Genomic DNA, 26991 nt, shown 5'->3' with positions numbered 1-26991 from the left:
GTTGTGCGGCTCCGCCGCGCGGGCGTGACCGGCGGTGAGGTGAGCCCCGTCGGGGGCGCGACCGGCGGCGAGGTGCGCCCCGTCAGGGGCGCGGGGAACTGCGCGACCAGCCCCCACCGGGCCTGCACCCGGCGATGACGGGTCGGGACCGGGCTGGGGGCCGGTTGGAGCGCTCGCCCCGCGCCGGGGTGCCGCCTTGCCCACCCTGCCGCCCTTGGCGGCAGATTGCCCAAGGCGGCGGGGCCGGCGTATGGCCCGAGGCGGCGGGGGCCGGCGTATGGCCCGAGGCGGCCGGGGTCGGCGTATGGCCCGAGGCGGCCGGGGTCGGCGTATGGCCCGAGGCGGCCGGGGTCGGCGTATGGCCCGGGGCGGTCGGGGTCAGGCCGGGGTGAGGGATGTGGGGGTGTTCGTGAGGATGGTGCGTTCGGCTCGGGTCGCCTGGGGGATCCATTCCGGGGCCAGCGCCGCGTAGGTCGTGACGTCGTGCCACGTGCCCTGGGTGTGGAAGAGCTGGCGCAGCGTGGCCTCGGGTCGCAGACCCGCCGCGATCATGATCTCCCGCATCCGGGTGTGATCGGCGCGGTGCCCCGCCCAGATCCGGTGCAGACCGAGCGGTCCGAAACCGTGGGCCATCAGCAGCCGGCCCGCCTCGTGGCCGTGACCGCGCACCGGGGCGTCGGGCAGCAGCACCAGACTGGTGAGCATGGCGTTGCGCCCGTACTCCTCCAGGAGCAGCCCCATGGTGCCGACCATCGTGTCGTCGTCCAGGGCGCACACGGCCAGCGTGTACTTGTGGCGCGGGTGGTGGAAGGGCTGGGCCAGGCAGCGGGCGAAGGCGTCCTGGGCCTGCCGGACGTCCATACGGTCGATGCCGAGATAACGGGTCAGGACCCGGTGGGTGTGAATGCGCTCGAAGGGGGCCAGGTCGGTGGGGCGCAGCTCGCGCAGCCAGAGGTGATGGCCGTGCAGATCGGGCAGCCGGTTGCGGTTCACGCGCACACTCCCTCGGTCGGACGGCCCACGCACTCGTCGAGGTCGACGTAGTAGCGGCCCGACGCCAGGGGCCGGCCGAGCAGGACCCGCCGGGCGGCGTCGGTGACGAGGGCGCCGCCGAGCGCCACCCCGCTGGCCAGTTGCGGCCAGCTGGACAGCGTGGTCCCGATCCGGCCGAGCGCCGCGGTCATCGCGGGGCTCAGGTTCGCCTCGTCGCAGACGTCGAGGAGGTACGCCCTGGCCGCGGCCGGGTCGAGGGCGCGCACCTGCGCCGCGGTCAGACCGCCGCCGCGCCCGTGGAAGAGCGGGCGGTCCGGCTCCAGGTCGAAGCGCTCGACGTCGAGCAGACCGCGGTCGTTGGCGTCCATCAGGACGGGGACCCGGCGGGCCCGGGCGTGCTCGCGCACGGCCGTCTTCACCCAGGGCGTGTCGCACTCCTCCACGACCAGGTCGAGCGCGCCCGCGCCCTCCCCGACGAACGCGCCGACGTTGTCCTCGGTCAGCCCTTGCGGCCAGAGCTCGATGTCGAGAAAGGGATCGGTCTCGTACATCTGGCGGGCGCACAGGACCGTCTTGGCGACGCCGATGTGGTGCACCCCGGCCCGCAGCCGGTTGAGGTTGCTCAGGCCGACGGCGTCGAAGTCCGCGAGCCGGAACGATCCCCCGACGCCCTCCATCGCGCAGGTCAGGGCCGCGCTGTTGCCCACGGAGAGGCCGACGACGCCGATCCTGCGGTCCAGCAGCCGGAGCTGCTCGGCGCCGGTGATCTTGCCCCGGTTGCGGTCGGTGCGCACCCGGCGGAACTCCGGCTCCGGCAGCACGCGCACGAGCCGCCCCGACCACGGGTACCAGACCCAGGTCCCGTACCGCCGCGGGTCGGCGCCCGCCAGCACCCCGGCGACCGCGTCGTCGAGCGCGCGCCCGTCGGGGAACCCGCCGGGGTGCAGGCAGCGCACGAGCTCGGCGAGTTGTTCGCCGATGCGGTCGTGCGTCTCGCGCACGGCGCCCGAGTCCCGCAGGGAGCCGAGTCTCGCCCGGTCGTCGGGGTCGTCGGGGCGCAGCAGGACGGGGTGCCAGGAGACCGGTGCGGCCGGAGCCGGCGCACCCTGCCCTTGCGTACGGAACGTGACGGAAGGAGCGGAATTGATCACAGCCAGTGAAACTAGCAGCGCGTTGGTGTACGAGGGGGCGCGCGCCGTGCTTTGCACTACGGGAAAATGTGAGCGAATCGTCAGCCGTGCGCCCCGCCTGTCGTTCGAGCGAATGTTCGAATCGCGCGGTACGGTGGAGTCATGCTTCAGGGATCCCTCTTCGACCAGGCCGAGGAGATCGCGCTCGGACCGCTCGCCGGCGTGCGGCGGACCGTGCTCGGGGACGGCGCCTGGATCGACGTCCTGCCCGGCTGGCTGCGCGGCGCCGACGCGCTGTACGAAGAACTGGCCGGGTCGGTGCCGTGGCGGGCCGAGCGGCGGCAGATGTACGAGCGTGTCGTCGACGTGCCCCGGCTGCTGAAGTTCTACGGCGCGGGCCAGGAGCTGCCGCACCCGGCGCTCGGCGCGGCCCGCGACGCCCTGACCGCCCACTACGGCGACGAACTGGGCGAGCCGTTCACCACCGCGGGCCTCTGCCACTACCGCGACGGACGCGACAGCGTCGCCTGGCACGGGGACCGGATCGGCCGCGGGGCGCGCGAGGACACCATGGTCGCCATCGTCTCGGTCGGGGCGCCCCGGGATCTGCTGCTGCGGCCCGTGCGCGGGGGCGGGCCGACGGTGCGCAGGGCGCTCGGGCACGGCGACCTCATCGTGATGGGCGGCTCCTGCCAGCGCACCTGGGAGCACGCGATCCCCAAGTCGGCGCGGGCCGCGGGCCCGCGGATCAGCGTCCAGTTCCGGCCACATGGGGTGCGCTGAGCGGTAGTTGACGGTATGCGGCGATATCGCCGTCGGCTGTTCCTGGGCCTCCGCAGTCCTTACAATTCGCGCCCATGTCCTGGCAGCACCCCCACGAAGGCGGCGACCCCGCGATCCCCGGGGTCGTGTACGACCCGCAGCAGTCCGCCCGCTCCTACGACGGTTACGCCGATCCGGCCGCCGCCCATGGCTGGAACGACGCGGTCGTCCCCGACCCCCACGCCTATCCCGACGCGTACGACACGGCACCGCTGGAACCGATACCCGACGGATCCGCGTACGGGCCCGGGCCCGAACGCGAGCCCGAACGCGAGCCCGAGCCCGAGCGGGACGACGACGGCGCCGTCTTCGTCGACGGCTCCGGGCGCAGACGTCGCCTGATGCGGCGGGGCGGCATCGCCGCGGGAGCGGTCTGCGTGGTCTTCCTCGGCGTCGTCGTCGCCGGGCTCTTCGGGTCCAGCCCCTCCGGCGGCCCGCTGCCCTGGAGCGACGGCCAGGACGAGCACAAGCAGCCGCGCGCCGAGCACTCCGCGCCGGCCTCGCCCAGCCCCGGCGCCACCGGCGGCGCGGCCACACCGAGCACCACCCCGTCCGCGTCGGACAGCGCGGACACCGAGAAGCAGACCGAGAAGGACGCGAGCCCGACCAGCTCCGCGACCCAGAGCACCGGCACCAAGGCGCCGACGACCACGGCACCGGCCACCACCGCACCCGCCCGGGGGAACTCCGACAACAACCCCGGTCGAGGCAACGGCTCACCGGGGGCGACCAAGGGACCCAAGTGACCCCCACGCGCGCTCCTGCCGCACCTTCCCGCCCGTCCCGCACGTCCCGGTCCCGCGGCCGCACCCGGCACGCCCTGCGCCGCGACCCGCGCGCCCACTGGGTCCTGCTCCTGCTCGGCCTCGCGGTCGCCGCCACCGCCCTGGTCTTCAGCGGATACGGCCGCCACGAGATCGCCGCCACCGGCGCTCCGGCCGCCGACTGCGCCCCGGCCGCCAAGGAGCTGCGCGACGGCGGGCCCGTCCTCAGCGAGGCCCCCGGCACCGGCGCCCTGCGCAGCGCCCGGATGCCCGCCGGGGCCGTCGCCCTCACCTACGACGGCGGGCCCGACCCGTCCTGGACCCCCCGCCTGCTCGACGTGCTGAAACGGCACCACGCGCACGCCACGTTCTTCCTCACCGGCACCCAGGCCGCCGCCCACCCGGACCTCGTGCGCCGCATCCGCGACGAGGGCCACGAGATCGGCACCCACACCTATACCGACACGAACCTCGCCGCCGTCTCCGCGACCCGCGCCCGCCTCGAACTCTCCCTCGGCCAGAACACTCTCGCCGGCTCCGCGGGCCTCGGCACCCGCCTGCTGCGTCTGCCGCACACCGCGCGGACCGCGGCCTACTGCGCCGACCAGGCCGAGGCCGCCCGCCGCGCCATGTCCGACGGCTATGTCGTGGTCGCCGCCGACGACGCCGCCCGCCCCCTCAAGCGGGGCGCGGTACGGCAGTTCACCGGATCCGCGCAGGCCGTGCGCGACACCGAGCGGCTGTTCGCGGTGCCCATCGGCGGCGTGCGGTTCACGACGGTCGGCGCCGGGCTCGGCCTCGACGGTGTCACCTACGACGTATCCACGGCGGACAAGGTGCGCGGCACGGCGGTCGTCCAGGCACAGGCCGTGTTCCGGTTCTTCGTCGACGCGACGGTGTGGCTGATGGCCGCGGCCGGCGCGATCACCGTGGCACGCCTGCTGCTCCTGTTCACGGTCGCGCGCGTGCACGTACGCCGCGTACGGCGCAGGAAGCGGCGCGGACACCGGCCGCCGCCCCTGACCGAACCGGTCTCCGTGATCGTGCCCGCGTACAACGAGGAGGCCGGCATCGAGGCGACGATCCGCTCGCTGCTCGCCTCCACGCACCCGTACGTGCAGATCGTCGTCGTCGACGACGGCTCCACCGACCGGACGTACGAGATCGCCGAGTGGATGCGCGCCCAGGACCCGCGGATCACGGTGGTCCGGCAGGAGAACGCGGGCAAGGCCGCCGCCCTCAACACCGGTCTGAAGTGGTCGCAGTGCGAGCTCGTCGTGATGATCGACGGCGACACGGTCTTCGAGCCCGACGCCATCGGCAACCTGATCCAGCCCTTCACCGACCCGCGCGTCGGCGCGATCAGCGGCAACACCAAGGTCGGCAACCGGCAGGGGATCCTCGGCCGTTGGCAGCACCTGGAGTACGTGATCGGGTTCAACCTGGACCGCCGCATGTTCGACGTCCTGGAGTGCATGCCGACCGTGCCGGGCGCCATCGGCGCGTTCCGCCGCACCGCCCTCGAAGGCGTCGGCGGCGTCAGCGAGGACACCCTCGCCGAGGACACCGACCTCACGATGGCGCTGTGCCGGGCCGGCTGGCGCGTCGTCTACGAGGAGTCTGCCATCGCCTGGACCGAGGCGCCGGACAGCGTGCGGCAGCTGTGGAAGCAGCGCTACCGCTGGTGCTACGGCACCCTCCAGGCCATGTGGAAGCACCGCAGGGCGTTCGTCGAGGGCGGCCAGGCGGGCAAGTTCGGGCGGCGCGGACTCACGTACCTGCTCGTCTTCCAGACCCTGCTCCCGCTGATCGCACCGCTGGTCGACGTGTTCGCCGTGTACGGGCTGCTGTTCCAGGGCGCGGGGCAGGCCCTCCTGGTGTGGGCGGTGTTCACCGCCGTGCAGGTGATCAGCGCCCTGTACGCCCTGCGCCTGGACCGCGAACGGTTCGAACCGCTGTGGACGCTGCCGCTCCAGATCGTCGTCTACCGGCAGCTGATGTATCTGGTCGTGGTCCAGTCCGTGGTCACGGCCCTGCTCGGCAACCGGCTGCGCTGGCAGCGCATGCAGCGCACCGGAACCTTCAGCAAAGGCCTTGTAAATCACGGTAGTTGAGCGCGTAAAGCAGTGTGGCGGAGGTGGTGCGCGGGAGTACGGTTCCCGCGCTCGGCCCGGAGATCCAGCGTGTCCGTGTGGGGCGGGCGCCGCTCCGGGCCGCGGAACCGGAGGCACACATGCGCCTGCAGTCCGCGAGATCCGGCAGATCCGGCAGACGGCGAGCGACCCGAACGGTCCTCGCCTTCTGCGCCGCCGGACTCCTCGTCGCCGGGACGGGATCCGTCACCGGCGCCTATGCGGAGGACGACGACGCGGGACACGGCCGCCACGAGGTGGCCGGGGACGAGTCCCACGAACTGATGGAGTCGCTCGACTCGTTCAACGAGCCGCGGCTCTCACCCAGCGGCCAGGTCGCCCCCGGCGCCTACGCCGCCGCCTGGGCGCACATCACGAACATGCCGGTGCAGCCGGCGAGCTGGAGCGAGGTCACCACCTCCCCGTACAACGCCGACGCCCTGCACTACCGCGACCACTCCGCCTCCAACTCCGGTGGCGGCGCCGGGCATTCGGCGGGCCGGATCGCGGCGATGGCCACCGACCCGACGCACACCGGCGTGGTCTACGCGGGCGCGGCGGGCGGCGGCGTCTTCCGCTCCGGCGACAACGGGGCCACCTGGACGCCCATCGCCGACAAACTGCCCGCCCTGTCGGTGGGCGCGCTCGCCACCGCGCCCGACGGCTCGCTGTGGCTGGCGACCGGCGAGGCGAACACCGCGTCCGACAACTACCTCGGCAGCGGCGTCTACCGCCTCGCGAACCCGGCGACCGGCACCTTCTCCGAGGCGGACAAGGTCGGCGGCACCGAACTCGACAGCACCTCGATCCACACCCTCGCCTTCGACAAGGCCGCGGGCTACGTCTTCGCCGCGTCCTCGCACGGCGTCTACCGGCGCCCGCTCGCGGCCGGGCAGTCGACAGCCTGGTCGAAGGTGCTCGCCCCGTGCGCGGGCGTCGGTGTCACCGGCGTCAGCTGCGGCACGACGCCCGAGTTCGCGGACATCGCCGACGACATCGCCGTGCGCCCCGGCAGCGACGGCAAGAAGCTCGTCGCCAACGTCGCCTGGCGCGGCGGAGCCGGCTACAACGGCTTCTACTACTCCGACGACGCGGGCACGACCTGGAAGCGCGCCAACCCGACCGGGGCGATCAACCCGGCCGAGATCGGCAACGCCTCCTTCGCGTACGCCGCCGACGGTTCGAAGCTCTACGTCTCCATGGAGTCCCCCAAACTCCTGGGCAAGGCGTCGGGCGCCGGGGTCTACTCGGTCCTCGCGGGCGTGTACGTGAGCGAGAGCGGCGACGCGTCGGGCTCGTACAAGCAGATCGCGACCGCCGCCCAGCTGGCCGCGTCGGGCTCCGCGATGAAGGTCAACGAGATCGGCACCGGCTACCAGCCCGGCTCCCAGGCCTGGTACGACCAGATCGTCGCCGTCGACCCGGCCGACCCGAACCACGTCTACCTCGGCCTTGAGGAGATGTTCGAGTCCCGCGACGGCGGCGCGAACTGGAAGGCGATCGGCCGGTACTGGGACTTCGGCATGCCCTGCTTCTCGTACGACGAGGAGAGCAACACCTGCGACGGCGACGTCATGCACTCCGACCAGCACGCCCTCGCCTTCTCCCAGTGGAAGGGGCAGGCCCCGCAGCTCTTCGTCGGCAACGACGGCGGCGCGTACGCCCGGCCCACCGCCCAGAAGACGTCCGGCTGGCGCAACCTCAACGAGTCCGGGACGCTGCGCAACCTCCAGTACTACTCGGTGGGCGCGGGGAAGATGACCGACGGCAGCGGTGAAGCCGTCTGGGGCGGCCTCCAGGACAACGGCGTCTCGCTCCTCGCCCCCAAGGGCTCCACCTACCAGGGGCAGGCGCTCAACCCCGACGGGCAGATGGTCTCCCCGTTCGGCGGCGACGGCGGCGACCAGCTCGTCAACCCGGCCAACGGCTGCGAGACGGTCGGCGAGTACACCAACCTCGCCCTCCAGATCACCCGCAACTGCGGCTACACCGCGAGCGACGACGGCGCGGAGGACGTGATCACGGACATCGCGCCCGACGACCCGAACGCCCGCTTCATCGCCCCCTTCAGCGCCGACGACAAGGACGCCGGGTACTGGGTGGCGGGCGGCCAGTACATCTGGGGCAACACGCAGACGTGGGCCACGGACGACGGCGACGCGTGGACGCAGCTGTACGACACCGGCGCCGGGCACTCCACCACCGCGGTGGCCAGCGCCAACCGCGTGGTGTGGGGCGCCTGGTGCGGCTCCTGCAACCCGGGCTCGTCCTTCGGGCGCGGCATCGTCACCAACTACGGCGGCACCTGGCACCAGGTGACGCTCCCCGCCGACTTCCCCAACCGCTACATCGCCGACGTCACCATCGACCCGTCCGACGCCACGGGCGGCACGGTGTACGCGGTCGTCAACGGCTTCTCGCGGCACTGGAACGAGGGCCCCGGCGCCGGTTACGGCCACGTGTGGCGCACCACCGACGGCGGAAAGACGTGGACGGACGTGAGCGGTGACGCCTCGGCCGCCGACTCCTTCCCCGACGCCCCGGCCAACTCCCTGTACGTGGCGGCGGACGGCACCCGCGTCGTCGCCACCGACCTCGGCGTCTTCACCAGCGCCGCCGGGGCCGACGGCCACTGGAAGCGCCTCGGCACGAACCTGCCGACCGCTCCGTCCGTGTACCTGTCGCCGAGCCCCGACGCGAAGAGCCTGTACGTGGCCACGCACGGGCGTGGCATCTGGAAGGCCGCGATGCCCTGACCGGCACGTTCCGCAGGCTGCCGGGACACGGCCGTGACAGCGGCCGCGCCCGGCAGCCGGCCCAGGGCGACCCCCCACACCGCCCCGACGCCCCGCAATCCTCGGTCGCTGCTTCCCGCACGGCGGGAAGGCCGACGGATCGACGTCGACCGGGTGGATCGCCGCGACGCGGCCGACCGGGAACCGTCAGGACACGGTGCGCCGCACGGACCTGCCCGCCAGCACGTCCGTGCGCCGCCCGTCCTCGATCACGGACTTTCCGTCGATCAGCACGTGCGGGATGCCGACGGGCAGGGTGCGCGGCGCGTCGAACGTCGAGCCCGCCGCCACCGTCTCCGGGTCGAAGAGCACCAGGTCGGCGCGGTACCCCTCGCGGACCAGGCCCCGGTCGGGCAGGCGGAGCCGGGCCGCCGGACGGCCGGTGAGGTGCGCGACCGTCTCCTCCAGGGAGAGAACGCCCAGGTCGCGGGCGTAGTGGCCGAGATAGTGCGGGAACGTGCCGTACGCCCGCGGGTGCGGCTTCGTGCCCTGGAGGATGCCGTCGCTGCCGCCCGTGTGCACCCGGTGCCGCATGATCGCGCGGACGTTCTCCTCGTGGCCGACATGCTGGAGGATCGTCGTGCCGAGCCGGTCCTCGATCATCAGGCGGCGGGCGGTGACCCAGGGGGACTCGGAGCGGGCCGCCGCGTTCCCGGCGACCGTCCTGCCGATGTGGCCGGCGAGTTCGGGGTTGGTCGTCCCGGAGATCTCGATGGTGTCCCACTCGATCGGAACGCCGTGACAGCCGTCGGAGCCCAGCTCCTCCACGTGGTGCCGGATGCGTTCGGCGGTCGCGTCGTCGAGGAGGCGGGCGAGGGTGGCGTCGGGCCCGCCCTCGTTGGCCCAACCGGGCAGCATCGCCACGAGCGTGGTCGAGCCCGGGGTGTACGGATACGTGTCCAGGCTGATGTCCGCGCCGGAGGCGAGCGCGTCGTCGAGCAGGTCGAGCAGATCGGCCGCCTTCCCCTTGTTCACACCGAAGTTCATGGTGGCGTGGGCGAGGTGCAGCGCGCAGCCCGCGCTGCGGGTGAGGTCGACCATCTCGCGGTACGCGTCGAGGGCGCCCGCGCCGTAACTGCGGTGGTGGGGGCAGTAGTAGCCGTCGTACGCGGCCACCACCCGGCACAGCTCGGTGAGTTCGGCGTCCTTGGCGTACATGCCCGGCGTGTAGGTCAGGCCCGACGACATGCCGACGGCGCCCTGCTCCAGGCCCTCGGCGACGAGCCGCTTCATGTGCTCCAGCTCGGCCGGGGTCGCGTCGCGGTCCTCCCAGCCGACGGCGTACATGCGGACCGTGCCCTGCGGGACGAGGTAGGCGGCGTTCACGGCGATGCCCCGGTCGAGGCGGTCCAGGTACTCGCCGACCGTGCGCCAGTCGAAGTCGACGGAGGTGTCATCGGGGCCGCCGCCGTTCCAGCCCGGGATCGTGCGGCGGACCTGGTCCAGGGTGCGGTCGTCGACGGGCGCGTACGAGAGGCCGTCCTGGCCGAGGACTTCCAGGGTGACGCCCTGGGCGGCCTTCGCGCTGTGGTCCTTGTCGCGGAGCAGGGCGAGGTCGCTGTGTGCGTGCATGTCGATGAAACCGGGGGAGAGCGCGAGTCCTGTGCCGTCGATGGTGCGGGGCCCTGCCGGGCGGGGGGCGGGGTCGTGTTCGCGGTGGATCTTCTCGATGCGGCCGTCAGTGATCGCCACGTCGGCACGATAGGAGGCGCCGCCGGTGCCGTCGATCACTCGGGTGTCCTTGATGACCAGGTCCATGGGGGTCTCTTCTCGTCTGCCGGGTCGGGTTCGGTGGGTGGGTGCGGGTCTCGTCGTGGCTGGTCGCGCAGTTCCCCGCGCCCCTGAGCGAGCGGAGCTCGCTTCCAGGGGCGCGGGGAACTGCGCGAGGACGGACCACCGGCCGGCAGCCGGTACACGACCGATGGCCCAACGGCGTCTAGAAGAATGTCCGCACGTAGTCCACGACCGTGCCGTCCTCCTCCACCACCGGGATCAGCTGCCACTTGTCGAACGACGTGCAGGGGTGCGAGAGACCCATCCCGAGCCAGTCACCCACCTGCACCTCGGCCCCCGGTTCCAGGCGGAGCCACCCGTGCTGGTCGGAGAGGCCCGTCACCGAGATCCCCTCCGCCGGGCGCGGCCCCTGCGCGTCCCGGACGACCTGGGCCTCGGGAAGATCCAGGTCGTACGCGGCGTCGCGCTTGCCCGCGTTCGTGAACGCCTGGCCGGGGGCGGGGTGCGAGACGACCTGCGCCCACAGCCGGAACGCGGGGTGCAGCGCGCCCTCCTCGGGGACCCGGTTGAACGGGGTCAGATGCCGGTAGTGGCCGTCGTCGTGCGAGACGTACGCGCCGGAGCGCAGCAACTTCAGTACGGGCACGCTCAGTTCGGGGATCCCGGCGAACACGTCCGCCACCGCGTCGAACCAGGCGGAGCCGCCCGCGCTGACCACGATCTCGTCGAGCCCGGTGAAGCGGCCCGCCTTGTCGAGGTCCACGGCGAGCGCGACGAGCCGGCGCAGCCATGCGCGGACCCGGTCGCCGTCGGCGTCCGGCACCTCGCCCTCGTAGCCGGCGACGCCGACGAGCCGCAGCCGGTCGGCCGCCGCCACCGCGTCCGCGACCGCCGCGCACTCGGCCTCGGTGCGGGCGCCGGTGCGCGCGCCCACCCCGGCGCCGAGCTCGACGACGACGTCGACGGGCCGGCCCGCGCCCGCCTCGGTCAGGGCGGCCTGCATCAGTTCCGCGCCGCGCACGGAATCCACGTAGCAGACGAAACGGAACGAGGGGTCCGCGTCGAGCTCGCCCGCGAGCCAGCGCAGGGCGGCCGGGTCGACCAGTTCGTTGGCGAGGAAGACCCGCTCGATGCCGAACTCCCGTGCCACGCGCACCTGGTGGGGGACCGCGAGGGTGATGCCCCACGCGCCGTGCTCGATCTGGCGGCGGAAGAGTTGCGGCGCCATCGACGTCTTGCCGTGCGGCGCGAACGCGAGACCGTGCCGCGCCGAGTACGTCTCCATCAGCGCGAGGTTGTGCTCCAGGCGCTCGGCGGACAGGGCGAGGACCGGGGTGGTGAAGCCGTCCGTGAAGAGGTTGAGGCGGCGCTCCGCCAGCTCGGCGACGGTCGCGCCGTCGGCCGAGGGCGGCAGGCCCTTGAAGCGGAAGTCCACTCGGTCGTTCGCGAGCTCGTCCAAGCGGTCGGCGGTCATGGGCCCTCCTCCGGGCGTGCCGTTGCATTATGTGCAACGGTCATTGCGTATGTCGCTCACTGCTGTCTAACATCCGAGCCGACGCCGGGTCAACGGAGCCGTGGACCCGCAGACGCAAGGAGGAGCCCCCATGGATTCCGCGCATCCCGCGCCGCCGTTCGAGGTGGTCGCGCTCGGCGAGTCCATGGTCACGTTCCTGCCCGCCGTCCCCGGGCGCCTCGCCGACGTCCCCTCCTTCGACCGCGGGATCGGCGGCGCCGAGTCCAACGTCGCCTGCGTGCTCGCCGCCGGCGGCCACCGCACCCGCTGGGTCAGCCGGGTCGGCGCCGACGGCTTCGGCGACCACCTCGTCGAGGCCGTCGGCGCGTACGGCGTCGACGTCGCCGCCGTACGCCGGGACCCCGCCCGCCCCACCGGGATCTACTTCCGCACCGCGGGCGACCGGGCCACCGACGCCCACGAGGTCGCCTATTACCGCGCCGGGTCCGCCGCCTCCGCCATGTCCGCCGCGACCATGGACCTCGACGTGCTCCGCGCGGGCCGCGTGCTCCACCTGTCCGGCATCACCGCCGCGCTCTCCGCCGACTGCCTCGGCCTGCTCCGTACGCTCATCGGCGCTCCCGGCACCGCGCACGGCGGCCCGCTCGTCTCCTTCGACGTCAACCACCGGCCCGGCCTGTGGCGCACCGCCGATGACGCCCGCGTCCTGCTGGACCTCGCGCGCGGCGCCGACCTCGTGTTCGTCGGCGAGGACGAGGCCGAGGAGGCGTGGGGCGTCACCGGCGGACCCGACGCCATCCGCGCCGCACTGCCCGAGCCCGCCGTCCTCGTCGTCAAGCGCGGGGCCGACGGCGCCGTCCTGTACGACGCGCAGGGACGGCACGCCGAGCCCGCCCCGCGCGTCGACGTCGTCGCCGCCGTCGGCGCGGGCGACGCCTTCGCCGCCGGATTCCTCTCCGCGACCTTGCGCGCCCTGCCCGCCGCCGCCCGGCTCCGCCACGGCCACCTGTGGGCCGCCGCCGCCCTCACCGTCCCCGGCGACCTCGCCACGCCCCCGAGCCGCGCCCACGCCGACCGCCTGGCCGCCCTGGAGACGGCCGCGTGGGAGACACTGCACCTCGGCCCAGGCTGGACGACCGCAGCCGCACCGGAGGCCGCCGAGGAGGTACGTACGCCATGAGCCAGACCGTCGACCGCGCGCTCAGCATCCTGCCGCTGCTCGCCGAGGGACCCGCGGACCTGGGGCAGGTCGCCGACCGGCTCGGCGTCCACAAGTCCACGGCGCTGCGCCTGCTGCGCACCCTGAACGAGCACGGGCTCGTCTACCGCCAGTCCGACCAGCGCTACCGCCTCGGCGCCCGCCTCTTCGCCCTCGCCCAGGAAGCCGTCGAGAACCTCGACGTCCGCGAGATCGCCCACGCCCACCTCGTGGAGCTGAACGAGAAGTGCGGGCACACAGTCCACCTCGCCGTCTACGAGGAGCACGAGGTCCTCTACATCGACAAGGTCGAGAGCCGCTACCCGGTGCGCATGTACTCGCGCGTCGGCAAGCCCGTCGCCATCACCGTCGCCGCCGTGGCCAAGCTGCTCCTCGCCGACCTGTCCGAGGCCGAGCGCCGCGCGATCGCGGAGAAGCTCGACTACCCCATGTACACGGCCCGTTCCACCCCCAACGCCCCCGCCTTCCTGCGGGAGCTGGAGAAGGTGCGCGAACAGGGCTGGGCCACCGACCTCGGCGGCCACGAGGAGTCCATCAACTGCGTCGGGGCGCCCATCCGCGGCGCCGACGGCCGGGTCGTCGCCGCCATGTCGGTCTCCGCGCCGAACGTCGTCGTCACCGCGGAGGAACTCCTCACCCTGCTCCCGCTGGTGCGCCGCACGGCGGAAGCCATCAGCAGGGACTACTCAGGAAACCCCGCCAACCCCTCACACAAGGAAGCCAGTTCACCATCATGACCGAGAAGATCGCGCTCACCCCGGCCACCCACACCACCCCGCCCGCGAAGTTCTCCCACGGCGTCAAGAAGGGCAACATCCTTCAGGTCGCCGGCCAGGTCGGCTTCCTCCCGGCCGTCGAGGGCCAGGCCCCGACCCCCGCGGGCCCGACCCTGCGCGAGCAGACCCTCCAGACGTTCGCCAACGTCAAGGCGATCCTCGAAGAGGGCGGCGCCACCTGGGACGACGTCATGATGATGCGCGTCTACCTCACGGACGTGGACCACTTCGCGGAGATGAACGAGATCTACAACGCGTACTTCGAGGAGCAGGGCCTGAAGGCCCCGGCCGCCGCCCGCACGACCGTCTACGTCGGGCTCCCGAAGGGCCTGCTCATCGAGATCGACGCGCTCGCCGTCCTGAGCTGACGCCCGCCGGGCACCTCCTCTGAACCACCAGCAAGCCGCTCGTCGTCACGGCACGGCCCACCCGCTCCCCGAGCGCGGTGGGTCGTGGACTTCAGACGGGGTGCCCCTCGTGTGCCTGGTCACCCACACGAGGGGCACTGGACGATTGTGCCGGCGGGAGGTGTACGCGGTGCTTAGGTTTGCTCGTGTAGCCGTCCATGGACACAGGGGGAAGGGGGAACAGCGTGATCCGCGCCTACAAGTTCCTCATTCGCCCCACGGTGCGGCAAGAAGTTGCCTTGCGGGCGATGCTCGCCGACCATTGCTCCCTGTACAACGGCGCCTTGCAGGAACGCCGTGACGCGTACCAGCACGCTTCCAGGACGAGCATCACGTACGGGGACCAGTCCGCACAGTTGAAAGAGATCCGGTCGGCTGACCCCGAGCGGCAGGGGCGCTGGTCGTTCTCCAGCCAGCAGGCCACCCTGCGTCGCCTGGATGGAGCGTTTGCCGCGTTCTTCCGTCGTGTGAAAGCTGGAGAGAAGCCGGGATACCCGCGCTTCAAGGGCGCCGGGCACTTCGACACCGTGGTTTTTCCGAGAGACGGTGACGGCTGCCGCTGGGACTCCACTCCGAATGAGCGGCAGACCCGAGTGCGCCTGCAAGGCGTCGGGCATGTGCGCGTGCACCAGCACCGTCCGGTGAAGGGGCGTGTCAAGACGATCAGCATCAAGCGGGAGCGGCGTCGCTGGTACGTCGTACTTGCCTGCGACAACGTGGGCGCCGAGCCGCTCACGGTCACAGGGCGCCGGATCGGTATCGATATGGGCGTTACGCACTTCCTGACCACCAGCGACGGCGTCCACGTGGAGAATCCGCGCTTTCTGGCGAAGGCGGCTGACGAACTGGCGGCCGCCCAGCGGGCCCTCGACGCGTTCCCCAAGCGGAAGAAGGTGAAAGACCGAACGAAGAAGCACCGGGCCGCAGCGTACAAGGTCGCTGAACTGCACGCCAGGATCCGGCGTCAGCGCCAGGACTTCGCTCACAAGGCGGCCAACTTCGTCGTGGCCGACGCCGACGTGATCGGCCACGAGGTGCTGAACATCGCCGACATGACCAGCGCCCCCAAAGCGCGGCCGGACACAGACCAGCCGGGCATGTTCCTTCCGAACGGCGCTGCGGCAAAGACCGGGCTCAACCGCAGCATTCTCGACGCGGGCTGGGGAATCTTCCTGAACATCCTGGCGCACAAGGCTGAAAGTGCTGGTCGCCGCGTTGTTCCGGTGGACGCCCGCAACACGTCCCGCACCTGCCCCGATCCGTCATGTGGGCATGTGAGTGGGGACAACCGTAGTGGGGAGACTTTCGCCTGCGTCGCATGCGGACTCATCGAGCACGCCGACCGCGTCGGTGCACTCAACATCAACCACAGGGCCGGGCTGGTCCTCTGTGAAGCAGCTTGACCGGTTTCGCAGGAAGCCCCCGTTCATCGGTGGGCGGAGTCACCTTCGCCTCGCACGTCAACGACGGCGCCCGCGCGCGGAGCGCGCCAATGGATGCAGCTGGATGGTCGCCAAGTACTTCGGCATCTCCGAGCGCGACACCCTGCGCACCTGGACGGTCCTGGAGTCGGTCCTGTCGGTGGCCGGGTTCGCGGTCGCGGGCGTGGTCAGCCTGTTCGTGTAGCGGTGGTGCGGGGCGCCCGTCCGGCGCCCCGCACGCTTACGCGAGGAGCGCGGCGAGCCCCGAGCAGCCGGTGCCGCCCGACGGGTCGGGCCGGTACACCCAGTACAGGGCGAGCAGCTGGACGGCCAGCAGCAGCACGCTCAGGCAGACCAGCGCCACGCCGGCGCCGGTGCGGCGCTGGCCGCCGCGGACCGTCAGGACCAGGGCGGCCAGGCTGCACACCGGGCCCGCCCACGCGGTCACGTACATCCGCGTCGAGGGGCCCAGATACGCGCAGTGCCGGAACGTGTCCCCGTCGAAGGAGACGTGCGCGACCAGCAGCACGGCCGAGATCACGGCCGACACGGCGGCCGCGACGAGCATCCCGCGGCGGACCGGCCCAGGTACGACGGTGGAATTCATCCCGGTCATCATGCCAACGGGCCCGCGCGGACGGGCACTTGTCCCGAAGTCCGTGCTTTGTGACCAGGACGTGAGGGCCCGGGGGAGGCGTGACACAGGCTCGTCCGCCATACTTCGGCCCGTGGAGCAGCGCATGGACAGTCAGAAGGTCACGCCCGTCGCCGGCGCCGGTTTCGACCCGGCGTTCGTCCCCGGCCTGACGTCTCCGGCCAGGGAGGCCGACGAGACGGTTGTCGAGGACGCCGAGGCCACGGTCGAGGAAGCAGACGAGACCGCGGAGGAGGTGACGACGCGCAAGCCCTCCCTGGAGAAGAAGGCCCCCGAACCCGAGGAGGCCGAGCCCGGGGACGCCGCGGAGGAGGACTCCGGGCCGCAGGACTCCGAGGGCGCGAAGGACGACGCCTCCGAGGACGCCACGGAAGACGCCGACGAGGACGCCACCGAGGACGTCACCCTGGAGGCCAAGGACCGGCGCGGCTCCATCACGGTCGACGCCACCGGCATCCGCTTCACGCTGGACGACCAGGAGGCCGACTTCACCTGGGACGAGATCAGCGCGGTCGAGGTCGGCTCCGCCCGCAAGCGCCTCACGGTGACGGTCCACACGCCCAACAGCCGCTGGTACCCGAACGACGTCGAGGCCCCGGACAAGTCCCGCCTCAAGGAGTGGGAGGACACCCTCGACAGGGCGCTGGACGCCTACTTCGAGGACTGAGTTCCTGCCCGCCCCCTTGCCAGCGGGGGCACTTTACGCACCCTTGGTGTTCATGGCGGACACCAAGGGCACCTCGGCAACCACCGAACGCAACCAACCCCGCAAGTCCAGCTGGAAGTACATCGGCCCCGGCATCGTGGTCGCCGCGACGGGCGTCGGCGCGGGCGATCTCGTCGCGACGCTGATCGCGGGCAGCAACTTCGGCTACACCCTCCTGTGGGCCGCGATCATCGGCTGTGTCGTCAAGATCAGCCTGGCGGAGGCGGCGGGCCGCTGGCACCTGGCCACCGGCCGCACCCTCTTCGACGGCTGGGCCAGTCTCGGCCGCTGGACCACGTACTTCTTCGTGATCTACGTGATCGTCTGGGGCTTCGTGTACGGCGCGGCCGCGATGTCGTCGAGCGCGCTCCCGCTCCAGGCGCTGTGGCCCGACGCGTTCCCGGCGGACTGGTCGATCAAGCCGTGGGCGATCCTCTGCGGTCTGGTCGGCCTCGTCTTCGTCTGGTTCAACAAGTACGCGGTCTTCGAGAAGGTCATGACGGTCCTGGTGGGCGTCATGTTCCTGGTCACCGTCTATCTCGCGATCCGGGTCACCCCGAACCTGGGCGACGCCTTCGCGGGCCTGCTCCCCGTGCTCCCCGACGAGAAGGACTCCGTCCTCAACACCCTGGGCCTGATCGGCGGCGTCGGCGGCACCATCACGCTGGCCGCGTACGGGTACTGGGTCAACGCCAAGGGCTGGACGAACACGTCATGGATGAAGGTGATGCGCCTGGACAACCGGGTCGCCTACATCACGACGGGCATCTTCGTCGTCGCCATGCTCTTCGTCGGCGCGGAGATGCTGCACGCCTCGCACACCTCGATCGCCGGCGGTGACAAGGGACTTCTGGATCTGACGGCGATCCTGGAGGACCAGTACGGCACGGCCACCGCCAAGCTGTTCCTGATCGGCTTCTTCGCCACGTCGTTCACCTCGCTCATCGGCGTCTGGCACGGAGTGAGCCTGATGTTCGCGGACTTCGTGGAGCGCTACCGCAGCGCGCGGGTCACGGGCGAGGAGGTCGCCCGCGGCGACCGGGAGAAGGGCTGGCCGTTCCGGGCGTATCTGCTCTGGCTGACGTTCCCGCCGATCGTGCTGCTCTTCCAGGGCCAGCCGTTCCGCCTGGTGATCCTGTACGGGGTGCTGGGCGCCGCCTTCATGCCGTTCCTGGCACTGACGCTGGTGTGGCTGCTCAACTCCAGCCGCACACCCGCGAGTTGGCGCAACGGCTGGCTGAGCAACGGCATGCTGGCGATCGCGGGCCTGCTCTTCGTCGTGCTGTGCGTGAAGCAGATCTGGGACGTGCCCTGGGCCGACGTGTTCTAGACGGAAGCGCCCCGGGCGTCGTCCGGCAGCCAGTTCCCGTGGAAGCCGTACGGCACCCGCCAGGGGAGGTGGACGCGCGCGACGGGTCCCTCGGCGATCCGGTCGGCGGCGAGCACGACGAGTTCGCCGAGCCCGGTGGCGTGGTCGTGCACGTACGTCATCAGCCATCCGCCGGGCACGTGCACGGCCTCGCCGGGGACCCGGCCGGGCCCGAACGCGAAGGTCTCCGCGGTGACATCGCCGCGCAGGCCGTACCGCAGCAGCGTCCCGCCGTGCTCGGCGTCCCCGGCGTCGACCGCGTACCCGTACGCGGCCTCGCGTCCCGCCAGCCGGTCGTCGATGCGCGGGAACTCGCAGTCCCGGTCGTCGAGTTGCTCCTCGCGGACTTCTGCGGTGACCGGGTCGAGCGTCCACCGCCACAGATGCGAGGCGGGGTGGTCGTGCCCCTCCCACCACAGGTGCGGGTACCGCACGCCGTGCAGGACGACGCGTCCGGCCGCGTCCTCGTGCGCGTTGAGGGTGTGGAAGACGTAGCAGGGCTCGATCTCGCACCACACGACCTTCCCGTACGGATCGTCGCGCCGCAGCAGCCCGATCCGCGCTCCGTGCCCCGGATCGAAGCCGTACGGCATCCCGCCTCCGCCACTCACCGCCTTCCGGAGATCGAAGACGACGGGCAGGTCGAGGAGAACGACATGGCGGGACGTGAGCGCGAAGTCGTGCATCATCACGTGCGCCGGGACGTCGACGGGCCTGCTGACGGTCAACTGCCCCCGTGCGTCCGCCCGGTGGTAGGTGACGTAGGGCGGCGTGATGCTCCCGTACGAGAAGAAGTGCAGCTCACCGGTGTCGGGGCAGATCTTCGGGTGGGCGGTCATGGAGTCGGCGAGCCGGCCGCCGAAGTCGTAGGGGCCGAGCGTCGTCAGGTCGTCGGCGGTGCACGCGATCTCGTACGGCAGCGACGACTCGACGAGGGCGAAGGTGCGCCCGGCGTGCCGCACCACGTGGGTGTTGGCGGGGCCGACGGCCAGGTCCCGGGTCCCGTCGGCCCGGTAGAGGCGTGCCGCCGGATCCTCGTAGGCCTTCGTGCGCACCCAGCGGTTGCGGTACCAGGCGGCCCGTCCGTCCTCGATCCGCACGGTGTGCAGCATGCCGTCGCCGAGGAACCAGTGGGCGGACGGGGTGCGGGGGTTGGGGCCGTTGCGCACGAACCAGCCGGTCAGCTCCGGCGGCAGGGTGCCGGTGACGGGGAGGTCGTGGGCGGTGCGCTCGGCGTCGACGGGGGCGTGGTTGCCGGCCAGATGAAAGGCGGGGGAGGGGGTGGTGGTCACTTGTCGGCACCGTTGCGGGCGGCGGCGGCGGCGGTGGCGGCGCGGGAGCGGGCGATCTCCGGGTAGCGCACGGTGAACAGGATCGGCAGGACGAGGCAGACGACGGTCAGGACGGTGCGGGCGGTGCCGTCCTCGGGCCGGGCGTGCCGCAGCCAGGCCGTGCCGATCCCGCTGACGGTGAAGGAGGCGGCCCACACGGCGCTGATCACGACATTGACCCTCTTGAAGACGGGGTTGCCCCACAGCTCCTCCGGTACCTGCGTCTTCGCGATCCCCAGCGTGAACGGCCGCCCGATGACGATCGAGCCCCAGGCGACGAGCGCCAGCCACAAGGACGCCCCGGCGGACGCGTAGTGCGCGACGGTGTCCGAGCCGGGGGCGGCGAAGGCGGCGGCCGTGGCGACGGCGAAGTACGCCCCCGCGCTCACCTCGATCACCAGCGCGTCCCAGGCGCGGCCCGCCCGGCGCTGGCCCGCGGCCAGCACGACGGCGAGGGCGAACCCGGCGAGCAGTGCGTACCGGATGTCGATCGAGCCGATCAGCGCGCTGACGGCGATCCACGGAAGAAAGCTGCGCAGGTAAGCCATGACGTCCCCCGGACGAATAGGTGGCCCGGCGGCCGGTGTTCCGGCCGCTGCCGAGCTTCGGAAGCTCCACATTCCTGAACTGACATGTCGAAGATAGAAGCTCCACTCGCGACATGTCAATAGTGGAAGGTGCAAGGTAAGCTGCCCCCCATGAGCCTTCGACACGCACTGCTGGGCCTCCTCGCGGACGGCCCGGCCAGCGGCTACGACATGCTCGGTACCTTCCGTACCAGCCTCGCCAACGTCTGGCCCGCGACGCAGAGCCAGATGTACACCGAGTTGACCAAGCTGGACGCGGCCGGTCTGGTCCGGGTCGCGGAGGAGGGCGCCCGCGGCCGCAAGACGTACGCGATCACGGACCCGGGCCGCGCCGAACTGCGCACCTGGCTCCTGGAGACGGCCCCCAACGGCTACCGCCGCAACGACGTCCTGCTGCGCGTCTTCCTGCTCGGCACGGTGGAGCGCGACGAGGCCCGCGGATTCCTGCGCGACCGCGCCGAGTCCGCGGCCGCCCGCCTCGCCGAACTGAAGTCCTTCGACGCGTCGATGGACTGGGGCGACGACGACCTGTCCGTCTACGGCCGGCTGACCCTGGAGTGGGGCAAGCGGTTCATGGCGATGCAGGCGGAGTGGGCCGAGTGGGCGCAGCGGCAGGTCGCCGGGGCTGAGCCGAGGGCCGGGGCCCTGGACTGAACCCCGGCGCGGATCACCCCCGGCTCGCCGCGCGTGTCCCGCGCGGCCCGGTGTGCGGCCCGGTACGCCGCCGTGCCGGTCGCGTCCCGGCCGTCGCCCTCTCCCCGTGTCACGCGCCCGCCCTGAGGGGCGGGGTGTGGGCAGCGTCGCCGGGGGAGCGGGGACGCTGCCCGTCCCGAGGCTCCAAGCTGGTCCAGACCAATTGTGAAGTCAAGGGGGCGTCCCCGATCGGTCCGTATTCGTTCCGTATGCGCTCCGTTCCGCGTCCGCCGCGCGGTGACGGAGGGGATGGATCCGCGCCAACCCGAACCCATCTGGCCATGAACAGTGCGAAGTTGGGTGTTGCCGGGCGGTCGCGCGGATAGGGTGCACTGGCAGCAGGGCCGCGATGGACTGCACGGACCGCAGTGTCAGAGGAGCGCAGAGCGACCGGGGGTGCATGCGTGCCGACCGCCATAGCCGTGACCGACCCCGACCTCGTGCTCGTCTCACCCGACCGGCACACACCGACGGCCTCCGTGCTGCCGGTGGGGGAGCCGCAGGAGCGGTATCCGCTCGACCGGGCGATCATCGACGTCCATACGCTGATCGAGCAGCACGGCTATGTGATCGTGCTCTGTCCGCAGTCCGCACCTGACTCCGTCGTCCACCGGCTGCACTCGGTCCGTTCCGTGCTCGAAAGTGACCGGATCGCGATCCTGCGGCCCGAACTGCCACCGCTCGGACTGGCCGTACTGGCCCTGCAGTTGCGCCAGTTGTCGATCTGCGACTTCAGCCCCGGAGTCCTCGCCTCCGCCGCGCGGCTGCTCGCCCACTACGTGTACGCGGGCGCCGTCGTCGGCTCCGTCGCCAAGCTCGACCGGGTCCCCGTCTCACTGCGCGCGCACACCAAGTCATGGGCGCCCGGCGCCCAGTTCGCGGTGGTCGCCTCGCCCCAGCCCGAGCTGGTCCGGCTCGGCGCGACGACCGGCGGCGAGGTGCCCGGCGGGCCCTCCTTCGGCACGCACCTCTTCTACGCCCCCGGGCAGCAGACCCCCGACTGGGTCACCGGGACCCTCGCCCCGGCCTGGCGGGTGAACGGGGTGACTGAGGCGCGGCTGCCGGCGGAGTCGGCGCGCTGGTGGGCCACCGGGAAGCCCGGCAGCCCCGGCCGCATCGTGGAGTTCGCCGCGGCGATCCCCGACATCTCCGTGCTCTACCAGCTCGTGTCGTCCGTGCGGCGGGAGAGCTGCCGCTGGTGCGGGCTCGAACTCATCGGGGACCGCTGCGGGTTCTGCGCGGCTCCGCTGTCCGTCGCCGAGACGCCGGGGGAGCGGGTGGGAGGCGGGCGCTCGGCGTCGGCCTCGGCCCTCGCCCCGGCCGCCGCCTCGGCGCGGGCCGCCCTGCCCAGGGCCCCGCACTGATCCGCCCGCCGGCCTCCGCTTCCGCCCGCCCTGCCCGCCTCCGTCCGTCCCGTCCCTGTCCGTCCGACTCGCAACGAGGTTGTCCCGTCCATGAATTCACGTCAGCGCCGCGGCGTCATTCTCCTGGTCGTCTCGGCCCTGTGCGCCCTCGCGGCCTTCGCCGGCGTGCTGTCGGTGATCCGTGACGTGAACTCCAAGGTGGGCGACGAGACCACCGCGTACCGTCTGAAGCAGGACGTCGCCCCGTACAAGGAGCTGTCGCAGGACCAGTTCGAGAAGGTGGAGATGCCCAAGCGCTGGCTCTCCTCCACCGCGATCACCAGCCTGAACGAGATCCGCGGCAAGATCGCCGTCACGCAGCTGAAGAAGGGCTCCCTGCTCCAGCAGGACATGATCGTCGCGCGGCCCGAACTCAAGGCGGGGCAGCAGGAGATCGCCATCATGATCGACGCCGAGACGGGTGTCGCGGGCAAGATCAACCCCGGGTCGAAGGTGAACATCTACGCCACCTTCAAGGCGGAGAACGACAAGGAGCACGACCAGTCCAAGGTCATCGTGGAGAACGCCGAGGTCATCGACGTCGGCAAGCTCACCCCGATCGACCAGCAGGGGGCGAACGCCTCCGGCAATTCGAGCGTGCGGCGCCAGGGGGAGGCCGTGCCGATCACGTTCGCGCTCGGCGCGGCGGACGCCCAACGGGTCGCGTACGCCGAGTCGTTCGCGACCCATGTGCGGTTGGCGCTGGTGGCGCCGGGCAGTGACGGGTCGGTTCCACCGGGGGACCGGACGTACACGCTGGACGAGGACAAGTAGGGGGGCCGGGCGTGGTGATTGCTGCTGGTTCGCGGTGCGCGGGGCCGGGGATTCCCGCCACCCCTGCCCGACCCGCCCCGGGGGGCTGCGCCCCCAGACCCCCGAAAGGTCTCGTCGTCGGCCGCGGCCCGGTGGGGCCCGCTCGCGCGGTTCCCCGCCCCCCTGACGGGGCTCGTCCCGTGGCCGCCGGTGCGGTCGTCGCAGCCTTGGCCGGTCTGCCGCCCGGGGCGGCACGGGTGGGCGAGACGACAGGCGCCGGACGCCCGTTCAAGGGGCAGTGCACACACCCCGGTACCGGAACAACAGCCCCCAGGGAGACTCGATGACCACGCGCATTCTCCCGGCCGTCGGGGACCCGGACGGCGCCCGCGCCCTCATCACCCTGCTCTCCCAGCTCCCCGACACCGAACCGGCCCCGCCCGTCCCCGACTCCACCGCCCTCCTCGACCTGCTGGCCCGCCTCGCCGCCGAGTCCCTGGACGAACTCCCCGAGGTCGTCCTCGTACACGAACGCATAGGCCCGGTACCGGCCCTGGACCTCATCCGCGACCTCGTCCTCCGCTTCCCCGCGGTGGGCGTCGTCCTGGTCACCGCCGACACCAGCCCCGCCCTGCTCACCGCCGCCATGGACAGCGGCGCCCGCGGCATCGTCCCCTTCCCGCTCAGCTACGACGCCCTCGCCGAACGCGTCCAGGCCGCCGCCTCCTGGTCCGCCGGCATGCGCCGCCACCTCGCGGGCTCACCCGGAGGCGAACTCGTCCCGGCGGGCGGCGGCGCCCGCGTCGTCGCCGTCACAGGCGCCAAGGGCGGCGTCGGCACCACCCTCGCCGCCGTCCAGCTCGCCCTCGCCGCACGGGCGTCGGGCCGCTCCGTGGCACTGCTCGACCTCGACCTCCAGTCCGGCGACGTCGCCTCCTACCTCGACGTCCAGTTCCGCCGCTCCGTCGCCGACCTCGCCGCGATCCACGACATCACCCCGCGCGTCCTCGCCGACGCCGTCTTCACCCACGAGACCGGCATCGACCTCCTCCTCGCCCCCGCCGACGGCGAACGCGGCGAGGAGGTCACCGACCGCGTCGCCCGCCAGGTCGTGCACGCCCTGCGGGCCCGCTACGAGGTCGTGGTCGTCGACTGCGGCACACAGATGGGCGCCGCCAACGCCGCGGCGGTCGAACTCGCCGACCAGGCCGTCCTGCTGGTCACCCCGGACGTCGTCGCCGTACGCGCCGCCAAGCGCATGGTCCGCCTCTGGGACCGCCTCCAGATCCGCAAGGCCGAGGAGACCCTGACCGTCGTCAACCGCCACGCACGCTCCGCCGAGATCCAGCCCACCCTCGTCGAGCGCGTCACGGGCACGAAGACGACCCGCGCCACTGTCCCCGCCGCCTACAAAGAACTGCAGGCCGCCGTCGACGCGGGCCGCATGCAGGACCTCGACAACCGCTCCACGGTGAAGCAGGCCCTGTGGACCCTGGCCGGCGAACTCGGCCTGGTCGCCGCCCCGCCCCCCGACCAGGGCGGCCGCCGCTCCCGGCGCCGCGCAGACAAGGGCGCCGTGACCCTCGAATTCGCCGCGATGTTCCCCCTGGTCCTGATCGTCATGGCCCTCATGTGGCAGTGCGTCCTGTACGGCTACACGTACTCCCTCGCCGGGAACGCGGCGGACGAGGCGGCCCGCGCGGCGACCTCCGCGCAGGCCGGGAACGGCGACGCGGCGGGAGCCTGCACCACGGCGGGCAGGAAACACCTCCCGTCGGCCTGGCAGAGCGCCACCGTCACGTGCGCCGACGACGGGACCCTGATGAAGGCCACGGTGCAGGTGAAGGTCCCCCTGTTCTTCCCGGGCGTGAACCCGGGCTGGGAGGTCAAGGGCCAGGCAGGAGCGGCGTCCGAAGGAACGGCCCCGTGAGGGGCGCGGGGAACGGCGCGACCAGCCCCCACCGGCGCGATGCCGCCCACGCAACGAGTTGGGGCCCGGGGGCGAAGCCCGCGGTTTCGGGACGGGAAGGGGAGGAGGGGGCGACCCCCAAGACCTCCCCCAAGACCTCCGCCGCGACGCACCGTCACCGGAAGCCGGACGACCGCGGCGTCTCCATGCTGGAGTTCGCCGGCTTCCTCCCGTTCCTCCTGGTGATCGGCATGGCCGCGATCCAGCTGGGCCTGGTCGGCTACGGCGCCAACCAGGCCGGCAGCGCCGCCCGCGCCGCGGCACGGGCCGAATCCCTGACCCCCGGCTCCGGCGGAGCAGCCGCGTCCGGCGCGGCCAGCACCTGGCTGCACCCGTCGGCGGCCGTGTCCACCGGCGACACGGTCACCGCCACCGTCACGGTCCACGTCCCCGCCGTCATCCCCCTGTTCGGCGGCTGGGACCTGCACCGCACGGCGACGATGCCGAACGACCGCGACAACGGAGGGAGCTGAGATGAGCCTGCGCAGCAGAGTGGTGGCCACCCGAGACACCACCGTCGAACCGTCCCGCGACAACAGCCTCGTGGCCGTCTACCGCGCCAAGCTCCTGGAGGAGATCGACCTCGCGGAGATGTCCTCGCTCCAGGCCGCGGACCGCCGCGTCCGCCTGGAGCGCGTCCTCGGCCACATCATCAGCCGCGAGGGCCCGGTCCTCTCCTCCACCGAGCGCACCCAGCTGATCCGCCGCGTCGTCGACGAGGCCCTCGGCCTCGGCATCCTCGAACCGCTCCTCGCCGACGCCTCCGTCACCGAGATCATGGTCAACGGCCCGGACGCGATCTTCGTGGAGCGAGCGGGCCGCGTGGAACAGCTCCCGCTCCGCTTCGCGTCCGCCGAACAACTCATGCAGACCATCGAACGCATCGTGTCGACCGTGAACAGAAGGGTCGACGAGTCGAACCCCATGGTCGACGCCCGCCTGCCCACCGGCGAGCGCGTCAACGTGATCATCCCGCCGCTCGCCCTGACCGGCGCCACGCTCACCATCCGGCGCTTCCCGCGCGCGTACAGCCTCACCGAACTCATCGGCCTGGGCTCGCTCGACGAGCACATGCTGATGTTCCTAGCGGCCTGCGTCCGTGCCCGCTTCAACATCATCGTCAGCGGCGGCACCGGCTCCGGGAAGACCACGCTGCTCAACGCCCTCTCGGCGCTGATCCCGTCCCACGAACGCATCATCACCATCGAGGACTCGGCCGAACTCCAGCTCCAGCAGGACCACGTGATCCGCCTCGAATCCCGCCCGGCGAACGTCGAGGGCAAGGGCCAGGTCACCATCCGCGACCTCGTCCGCAACAGCCTGCGCATGCGCCCCGACCGCATCATCGTCGGCGAGGTCCGCGGCGGCGAGACCCTCGACATGCTCCAGGCCATGTCGACCGGCCACGACGGCTCCCTCGCCACGGTCCACGCGAACACCGCGGAGGACGCCCTCACCCGCCTCCAGACCCTCGGCTCGATGTCCGAGGTCGACGTGCCCTTCGAGGCGCTGCGCGACCAGATCAACTCCGCGGTCGACGTCCTCGTCCAGCTCACCCGGCACGCCGACGGCTCCCGCCGCGTCACCGAGATCGCCCTCCTCGTCTCGCACGGCCGCGAACAGTTCACCATCGCCACCGTCTCCCGCTTCGTCACCCAGCCGCACACCTTCACCGACACCGGCGGTCCGCGCCGGGTCCACGGCTACTACGAGCACCTGCCGATGCCGCGCCGCGTCGCCGACCGGCTGTACGTGGCGGGGGAGTCGGTGCCCCCGGCGTTCGGCGTCGTGGAAGCCGTCGAGGCACGCAACACGAGGGAGGCCACGGGATGACCCCGGCACGCGTACCCGTACCCGT

Annotated in this window: 23 protein-coding genes and 1 pseudogene; 17 read left to right on the top strand and 7 right to left on the bottom strand. The window is 72.1% G+C overall.

Annotated features, from left to right (window positions below):
* Positions 1–378: 378 nt before the first annotated feature.
* Together J3486_RS26040 and J3486_RS44375 are read right to left on the bottom strand one after the other, a co-directional pair.
* The gene (locus J3486_RS26040; RefSeq protein WP_207824340.1) at positions 379–993 is read right to left on the bottom strand and encodes a GNAT family N-acetyltransferase; all 615 of its coding nucleotides are present in this window, start codon (positions 991–993) and stop codon (positions 379–381) included.
* Positions 990–2144 carry a ThiF family adenylyltransferase gene (locus tag J3486_RS44375; protein ID WP_307804943.1) on the bottom strand — a complete coding sequence of 385 codons (1155 nt, stop codon included), beginning with the start codon at positions 2142–2144 and terminating at the stop codon, positions 990–992. Before J3486_RS44375 ends, J3486_RS26040 begins: the two co-directional genes overlap by 4 nt.
* Positions 2145–2285: 141 nt before the next feature.
* On the opposite strand from J3486_RS44375, the gene J3486_RS26030 reads away from it, so the two are divergent.
* From J3486_RS26030 to J3486_RS26015, 4 genes are all read left to right on the top strand, one after another.
* Positions 2286–2906, top strand: a complete 621-nt coding sequence (locus J3486_RS26030; RefSeq protein WP_207824338.1) for an alpha-ketoglutarate-dependent dioxygenase AlkB — start codon at positions 2286–2288, stop codon at positions 2904–2906.
* 74 nt (positions 2907–2980) lie between these two features.
* The gene (locus J3486_RS26025) at positions 2981–3691 is read left to right on the top strand and encodes a hypothetical protein (RefSeq protein WP_207824336.1); all 711 of its coding nucleotides are present in this window, start codon (positions 2981–2983) and stop codon (positions 3689–3691) included.
* The gene (locus tag J3486_RS26020; protein WP_307804942.1) at positions 3688–5823 is read left to right on the top strand and encodes a bifunctional polysaccharide deacetylase/glycosyltransferase family 2 protein; all 2136 of its coding nucleotides are present in this window, start codon (positions 3688–3690) and stop codon (positions 5821–5823) included. The genes J3486_RS26025 and J3486_RS26020 overlap by 4 nt, the downstream gene beginning before the upstream one ends.
* Positions 5824–5942: 119 nt before the next feature.
* Positions 5943–8597 (top strand): glycosyl hydrolase, encoded by a 2655-nt coding sequence (locus tag J3486_RS26015; protein ID WP_207824333.1) that lies wholly within the window; start codon positions 5943–5945, stop codon positions 8595–8597.
* Between the two features lie 186 nt (positions 8598–8783).
* Here J3486_RS26015 and J3486_RS26010 read toward each other — a convergent pair whose 3' ends face one another.
* Positions 8784–10394 (bottom strand): amidohydrolase family protein, encoded by a 1611-nt coding sequence (locus tag J3486_RS26010; RefSeq protein WP_207824329.1) that lies wholly within the window; start codon positions 10392–10394, stop codon positions 8784–8786.
* Positions 10395–10572: 178 nt separating this feature from the next.
* Complete coding sequence (locus J3486_RS26005) at positions 10573–11844, bottom strand: amino acid deaminase (protein WP_207824327.1); 1272 nt, start codon at positions 11842–11844, stop codon at positions 10573–10575.
* Positions 11845–11974: 130 nt separating this feature from the next.
* Between J3486_RS26005 and J3486_RS26000 the strand changes: the two genes are divergently transcribed.
* The 5 genes and pseudogenes from J3486_RS26000 to J3486_RS25980 form a co-directional block, all read left to right on the top strand.
* Complete coding sequence (locus J3486_RS26000) at positions 11975–13024, top strand: sugar kinase (RefSeq protein ID WP_207824325.1); 1050 nt, start codon at positions 11975–11977, stop codon at positions 13022–13024.
* Entirely contained in the window at positions 13021–13800 is a 780-nt protein-coding gene (locus J3486_RS25995; RefSeq protein ID WP_207824323.1) for an IclR family transcriptional regulator, read from the top strand. The genes J3486_RS26000 and J3486_RS25995 overlap by 4 nt, the downstream gene beginning before the upstream one ends.
* Positions 13797–14207 (top strand): RidA family protein, encoded by a 411-nt coding sequence (locus J3486_RS25990; RefSeq protein ID WP_207824321.1) that lies wholly within the window; start codon positions 13797–13799, stop codon positions 14205–14207. The genes J3486_RS25995 and J3486_RS25990 overlap by 4 nt, the downstream gene beginning before the upstream one ends.
* 224 nt (positions 14208–14431) lie before the next feature.
* Positions 14432–15649 (top strand): RNA-guided endonuclease TnpB family protein, encoded by a 1218-nt coding sequence (locus J3486_RS25985; protein ID WP_207824319.1) that lies wholly within the window; start codon positions 14432–14434, stop codon positions 15647–15649.
* Between the two features lie 35 nt (positions 15650–15684).
* A pseudogene (locus J3486_RS25980) lies at positions 15685–15872 on the top strand (hypothetical protein); the annotation flags it as partial.
* A gap of 36 nt (positions 15873–15908) precedes the next feature.
* Here the strand turns inward: J3486_RS25980 and J3486_RS25975 are convergent.
* Complete coding sequence (locus J3486_RS25975) at positions 15909–16274, bottom strand: hypothetical protein (protein WP_207824317.1); 366 nt, start codon at positions 16272–16274, stop codon at positions 15909–15911.
* 133 nt (positions 16275–16407) lie between these two features.
* Between J3486_RS25975 and J3486_RS25970 the strand changes: the two genes are divergently transcribed.
* Complete coding sequence (locus J3486_RS25970; protein WP_229378599.1) at positions 16408–16989, top strand: hypothetical protein; 582 nt, start codon at positions 16408–16410, stop codon at positions 16987–16989.
* A gap of 52 nt (positions 16990–17041) precedes the next feature.
* Positions 17042–18358 carry an Nramp family divalent metal transporter gene (locus tag J3486_RS25965; protein WP_207824313.1) on the top strand — a complete coding sequence of 439 codons (1317 nt, stop codon included), beginning with the start codon at positions 17042–17044 and terminating at the stop codon, positions 18356–18358.
* Here J3486_RS25965 and J3486_RS25960 read toward each other — a convergent pair.
* Entirely contained in the window at positions 18355–19689 is a 1335-nt protein-coding gene (locus J3486_RS25960; RefSeq protein ID WP_207824310.1) for a carotenoid oxygenase family protein, read from the bottom strand. The genes J3486_RS25965 and J3486_RS25960 overlap by 4 nt on opposite strands.
* Positions 19686–20276: a hypothetical protein gene (locus J3486_RS25955; RefSeq protein WP_207824308.1), complete on the bottom strand. Its 591-nt coding sequence runs from the start codon at positions 20274–20276 to the stop codon at positions 19686–19688. The genes J3486_RS25960 and J3486_RS25955 overlap by 4 nt, the downstream gene beginning before the upstream one ends.
* A gap of 150 nt (positions 20277–20426) precedes the next feature.
* Between J3486_RS25955 and J3486_RS25950 the strand changes: the two genes are divergently transcribed.
* The 6 genes from J3486_RS25950 (at position 20427) to J3486_RS25925 (ending at position 26966) form a co-directional block, all read left to right on the top strand.
* On the top strand, positions 20427–20969 hold the full coding sequence (locus tag J3486_RS25950; protein ID WP_207824306.1) for a PadR family transcriptional regulator: 543 nt from the start codon (positions 20427–20429) through the stop codon (positions 20967–20969).
* Between the two features lie 443 nt (positions 20970–21412).
* A complete protein-coding gene (locus J3486_RS25945; RefSeq protein ID WP_307804941.1) occupies positions 21413–22372 on the top strand; it encodes a hypothetical protein in 960 nt (319 codons plus the stop codon).
* Positions 22373–22462: 90 nt separating this feature from the next.
* Positions 22463–23185 (top strand): Flp pilus assembly protein CpaB, encoded by a 723-nt coding sequence (cpaB, locus tag J3486_RS25940; RefSeq protein ID WP_207824305.1) that lies wholly within the window; start codon positions 22463–22465, stop codon positions 23183–23185.
* 322 nt (positions 23186–23507) lie between these two features.
* Entirely contained in the window at positions 23508–25094 is a 1587-nt protein-coding gene (locus J3486_RS25935; RefSeq protein ID WP_207824303.1) for an AAA family ATPase, read from the top strand.
* Positions 25091–25606, top strand: coding sequence for a pilus assembly protein (locus J3486_RS45020; protein ID WP_307804940.1), 516 nt, complete (start codon positions 25091–25093; stop codon positions 25604–25606). Before J3486_RS25935 ends, J3486_RS45020 begins: the two co-directional genes overlap by 4 nt.
* A gap of 1 nt (position 25607) precedes the next feature.
* The gene (locus J3486_RS25925; RefSeq protein ID WP_207824301.1) at positions 25608–26966 is read left to right on the top strand and encodes a CpaF family protein; all 1359 of its coding nucleotides are present in this window, start codon (positions 25608–25610) and stop codon (positions 26964–26966) included.
* Positions 26967–26991 lie beyond the last annotated feature (25 nt).

Origin of the sequence: Streptomyces sp. VRA16 Mangrove soil (assembly GCF_017377775.1) — a bacterium.
Taxonomy (GTDB): Bacteria; Actinomycetota; Actinomycetes; order Streptomycetales; family Streptomycetaceae; genus Streptomyces.
Note: the sequence above shows the minus strand (reverse complement) of the source record. Positions and strands in the feature narration are given on the sequence as shown.

What these genes read in the sequence shown, in the direction of transcription:
- J3486_RS25965 (WP_207824313.1), top strand. Translation starts at nt 17,042, where the DNA reads ATGGCGGACACCAAGGGCACCTCGGCAACCACCGAACGCAACCAACCC.
- J3486_RS26005 (WP_207824327.1), bottom strand. Translation starts at nt 11,844, where the DNA reads ATGACCGCCGACCGCTTGGACGAGCTCGCGAACGACCGAGTGGACTTC.
- J3486_RS25990 (WP_207824321.1), top strand. Translation starts at nt 13,797, where the DNA reads ATGACCGAGAAGATCGCGCTCACCCCGGCCACCCACACCACCCCGCCC.
- J3486_RS25950 (WP_207824306.1), top strand. Translation starts at nt 20,427, where the DNA reads ATGAGCCTTCGACACGCACTGCTGGGCCTCCTCGCGGACGGCCCGGCC.
- J3486_RS26015 (WP_207824333.1), top strand. Translation starts at nt 5,943, where the DNA reads ATGCGCCTGCAGTCCGCGAGATCCGGCAGATCCGGCAGACGGCGAGCG.
- J3486_RS25935 (WP_207824303.1), top strand. Translation starts at nt 23,508, where the DNA reads ATGACCACGCGCATTCTCCCGGCCGTCGGGGACCCGGACGGCGCCCGC.
- J3486_RS26030 (WP_207824338.1), top strand. Translation starts at nt 2,286, where the DNA reads ATGCTTCAGGGATCCCTCTTCGACCAGGCCGAGGAGATCGCGCTCGGA.
- J3486_RS26010 (WP_207824329.1), bottom strand. Translation starts at nt 10,394, where the DNA reads ATGGACCTGGTCATCAAGGACACCCGAGTGATCGACGGCACCGGCGGC.
- cpaB (WP_207824305.1), top strand. Translation starts at nt 22,463, where the DNA reads ATGAATTCACGTCAGCGCCGCGGCGTCATTCTCCTGGTCGTCTCGGCC.
- J3486_RS25995 (WP_207824323.1), top strand. Translation starts at nt 13,021, where the DNA reads ATGAGCCAGACCGTCGACCGCGCGCTCAGCATCCTGCCGCTGCTCGCC.
- J3486_RS25975 (WP_207824317.1), bottom strand. Translation starts at nt 16,274, where the DNA reads ATGAATTCCACCGTCGTACCTGGGCCGGTCCGCCGCGGGATGCTCGTC.
- J3486_RS25955 (WP_207824308.1), bottom strand. Translation starts at nt 20,276, where the DNA reads ATGGCTTACCTGCGCAGCTTTCTTCCGTGGATCGCCGTCAGCGCGCTG.
- J3486_RS26000 (WP_207824325.1), top strand. Translation starts at nt 11,975, where the DNA reads ATGGATTCCGCGCATCCCGCGCCGCCGTTCGAGGTGGTCGCGCTCGGC.
- J3486_RS25925 (WP_207824301.1), top strand. Translation starts at nt 25,608, where the DNA reads ATGAGCCTGCGCAGCAGAGTGGTGGCCACCCGAGACACCACCGTCGAA.
- J3486_RS26025 (WP_207824336.1), top strand. Translation starts at nt 2,981, where the DNA reads ATGTCCTGGCAGCACCCCCACGAAGGCGGCGACCCCGCGATCCCCGGG.
- J3486_RS25970 (WP_229378599.1), top strand. Translation starts at nt 16,408, where the DNA reads ATGGACAGTCAGAAGGTCACGCCCGTCGCCGGCGCCGGTTTCGACCCG.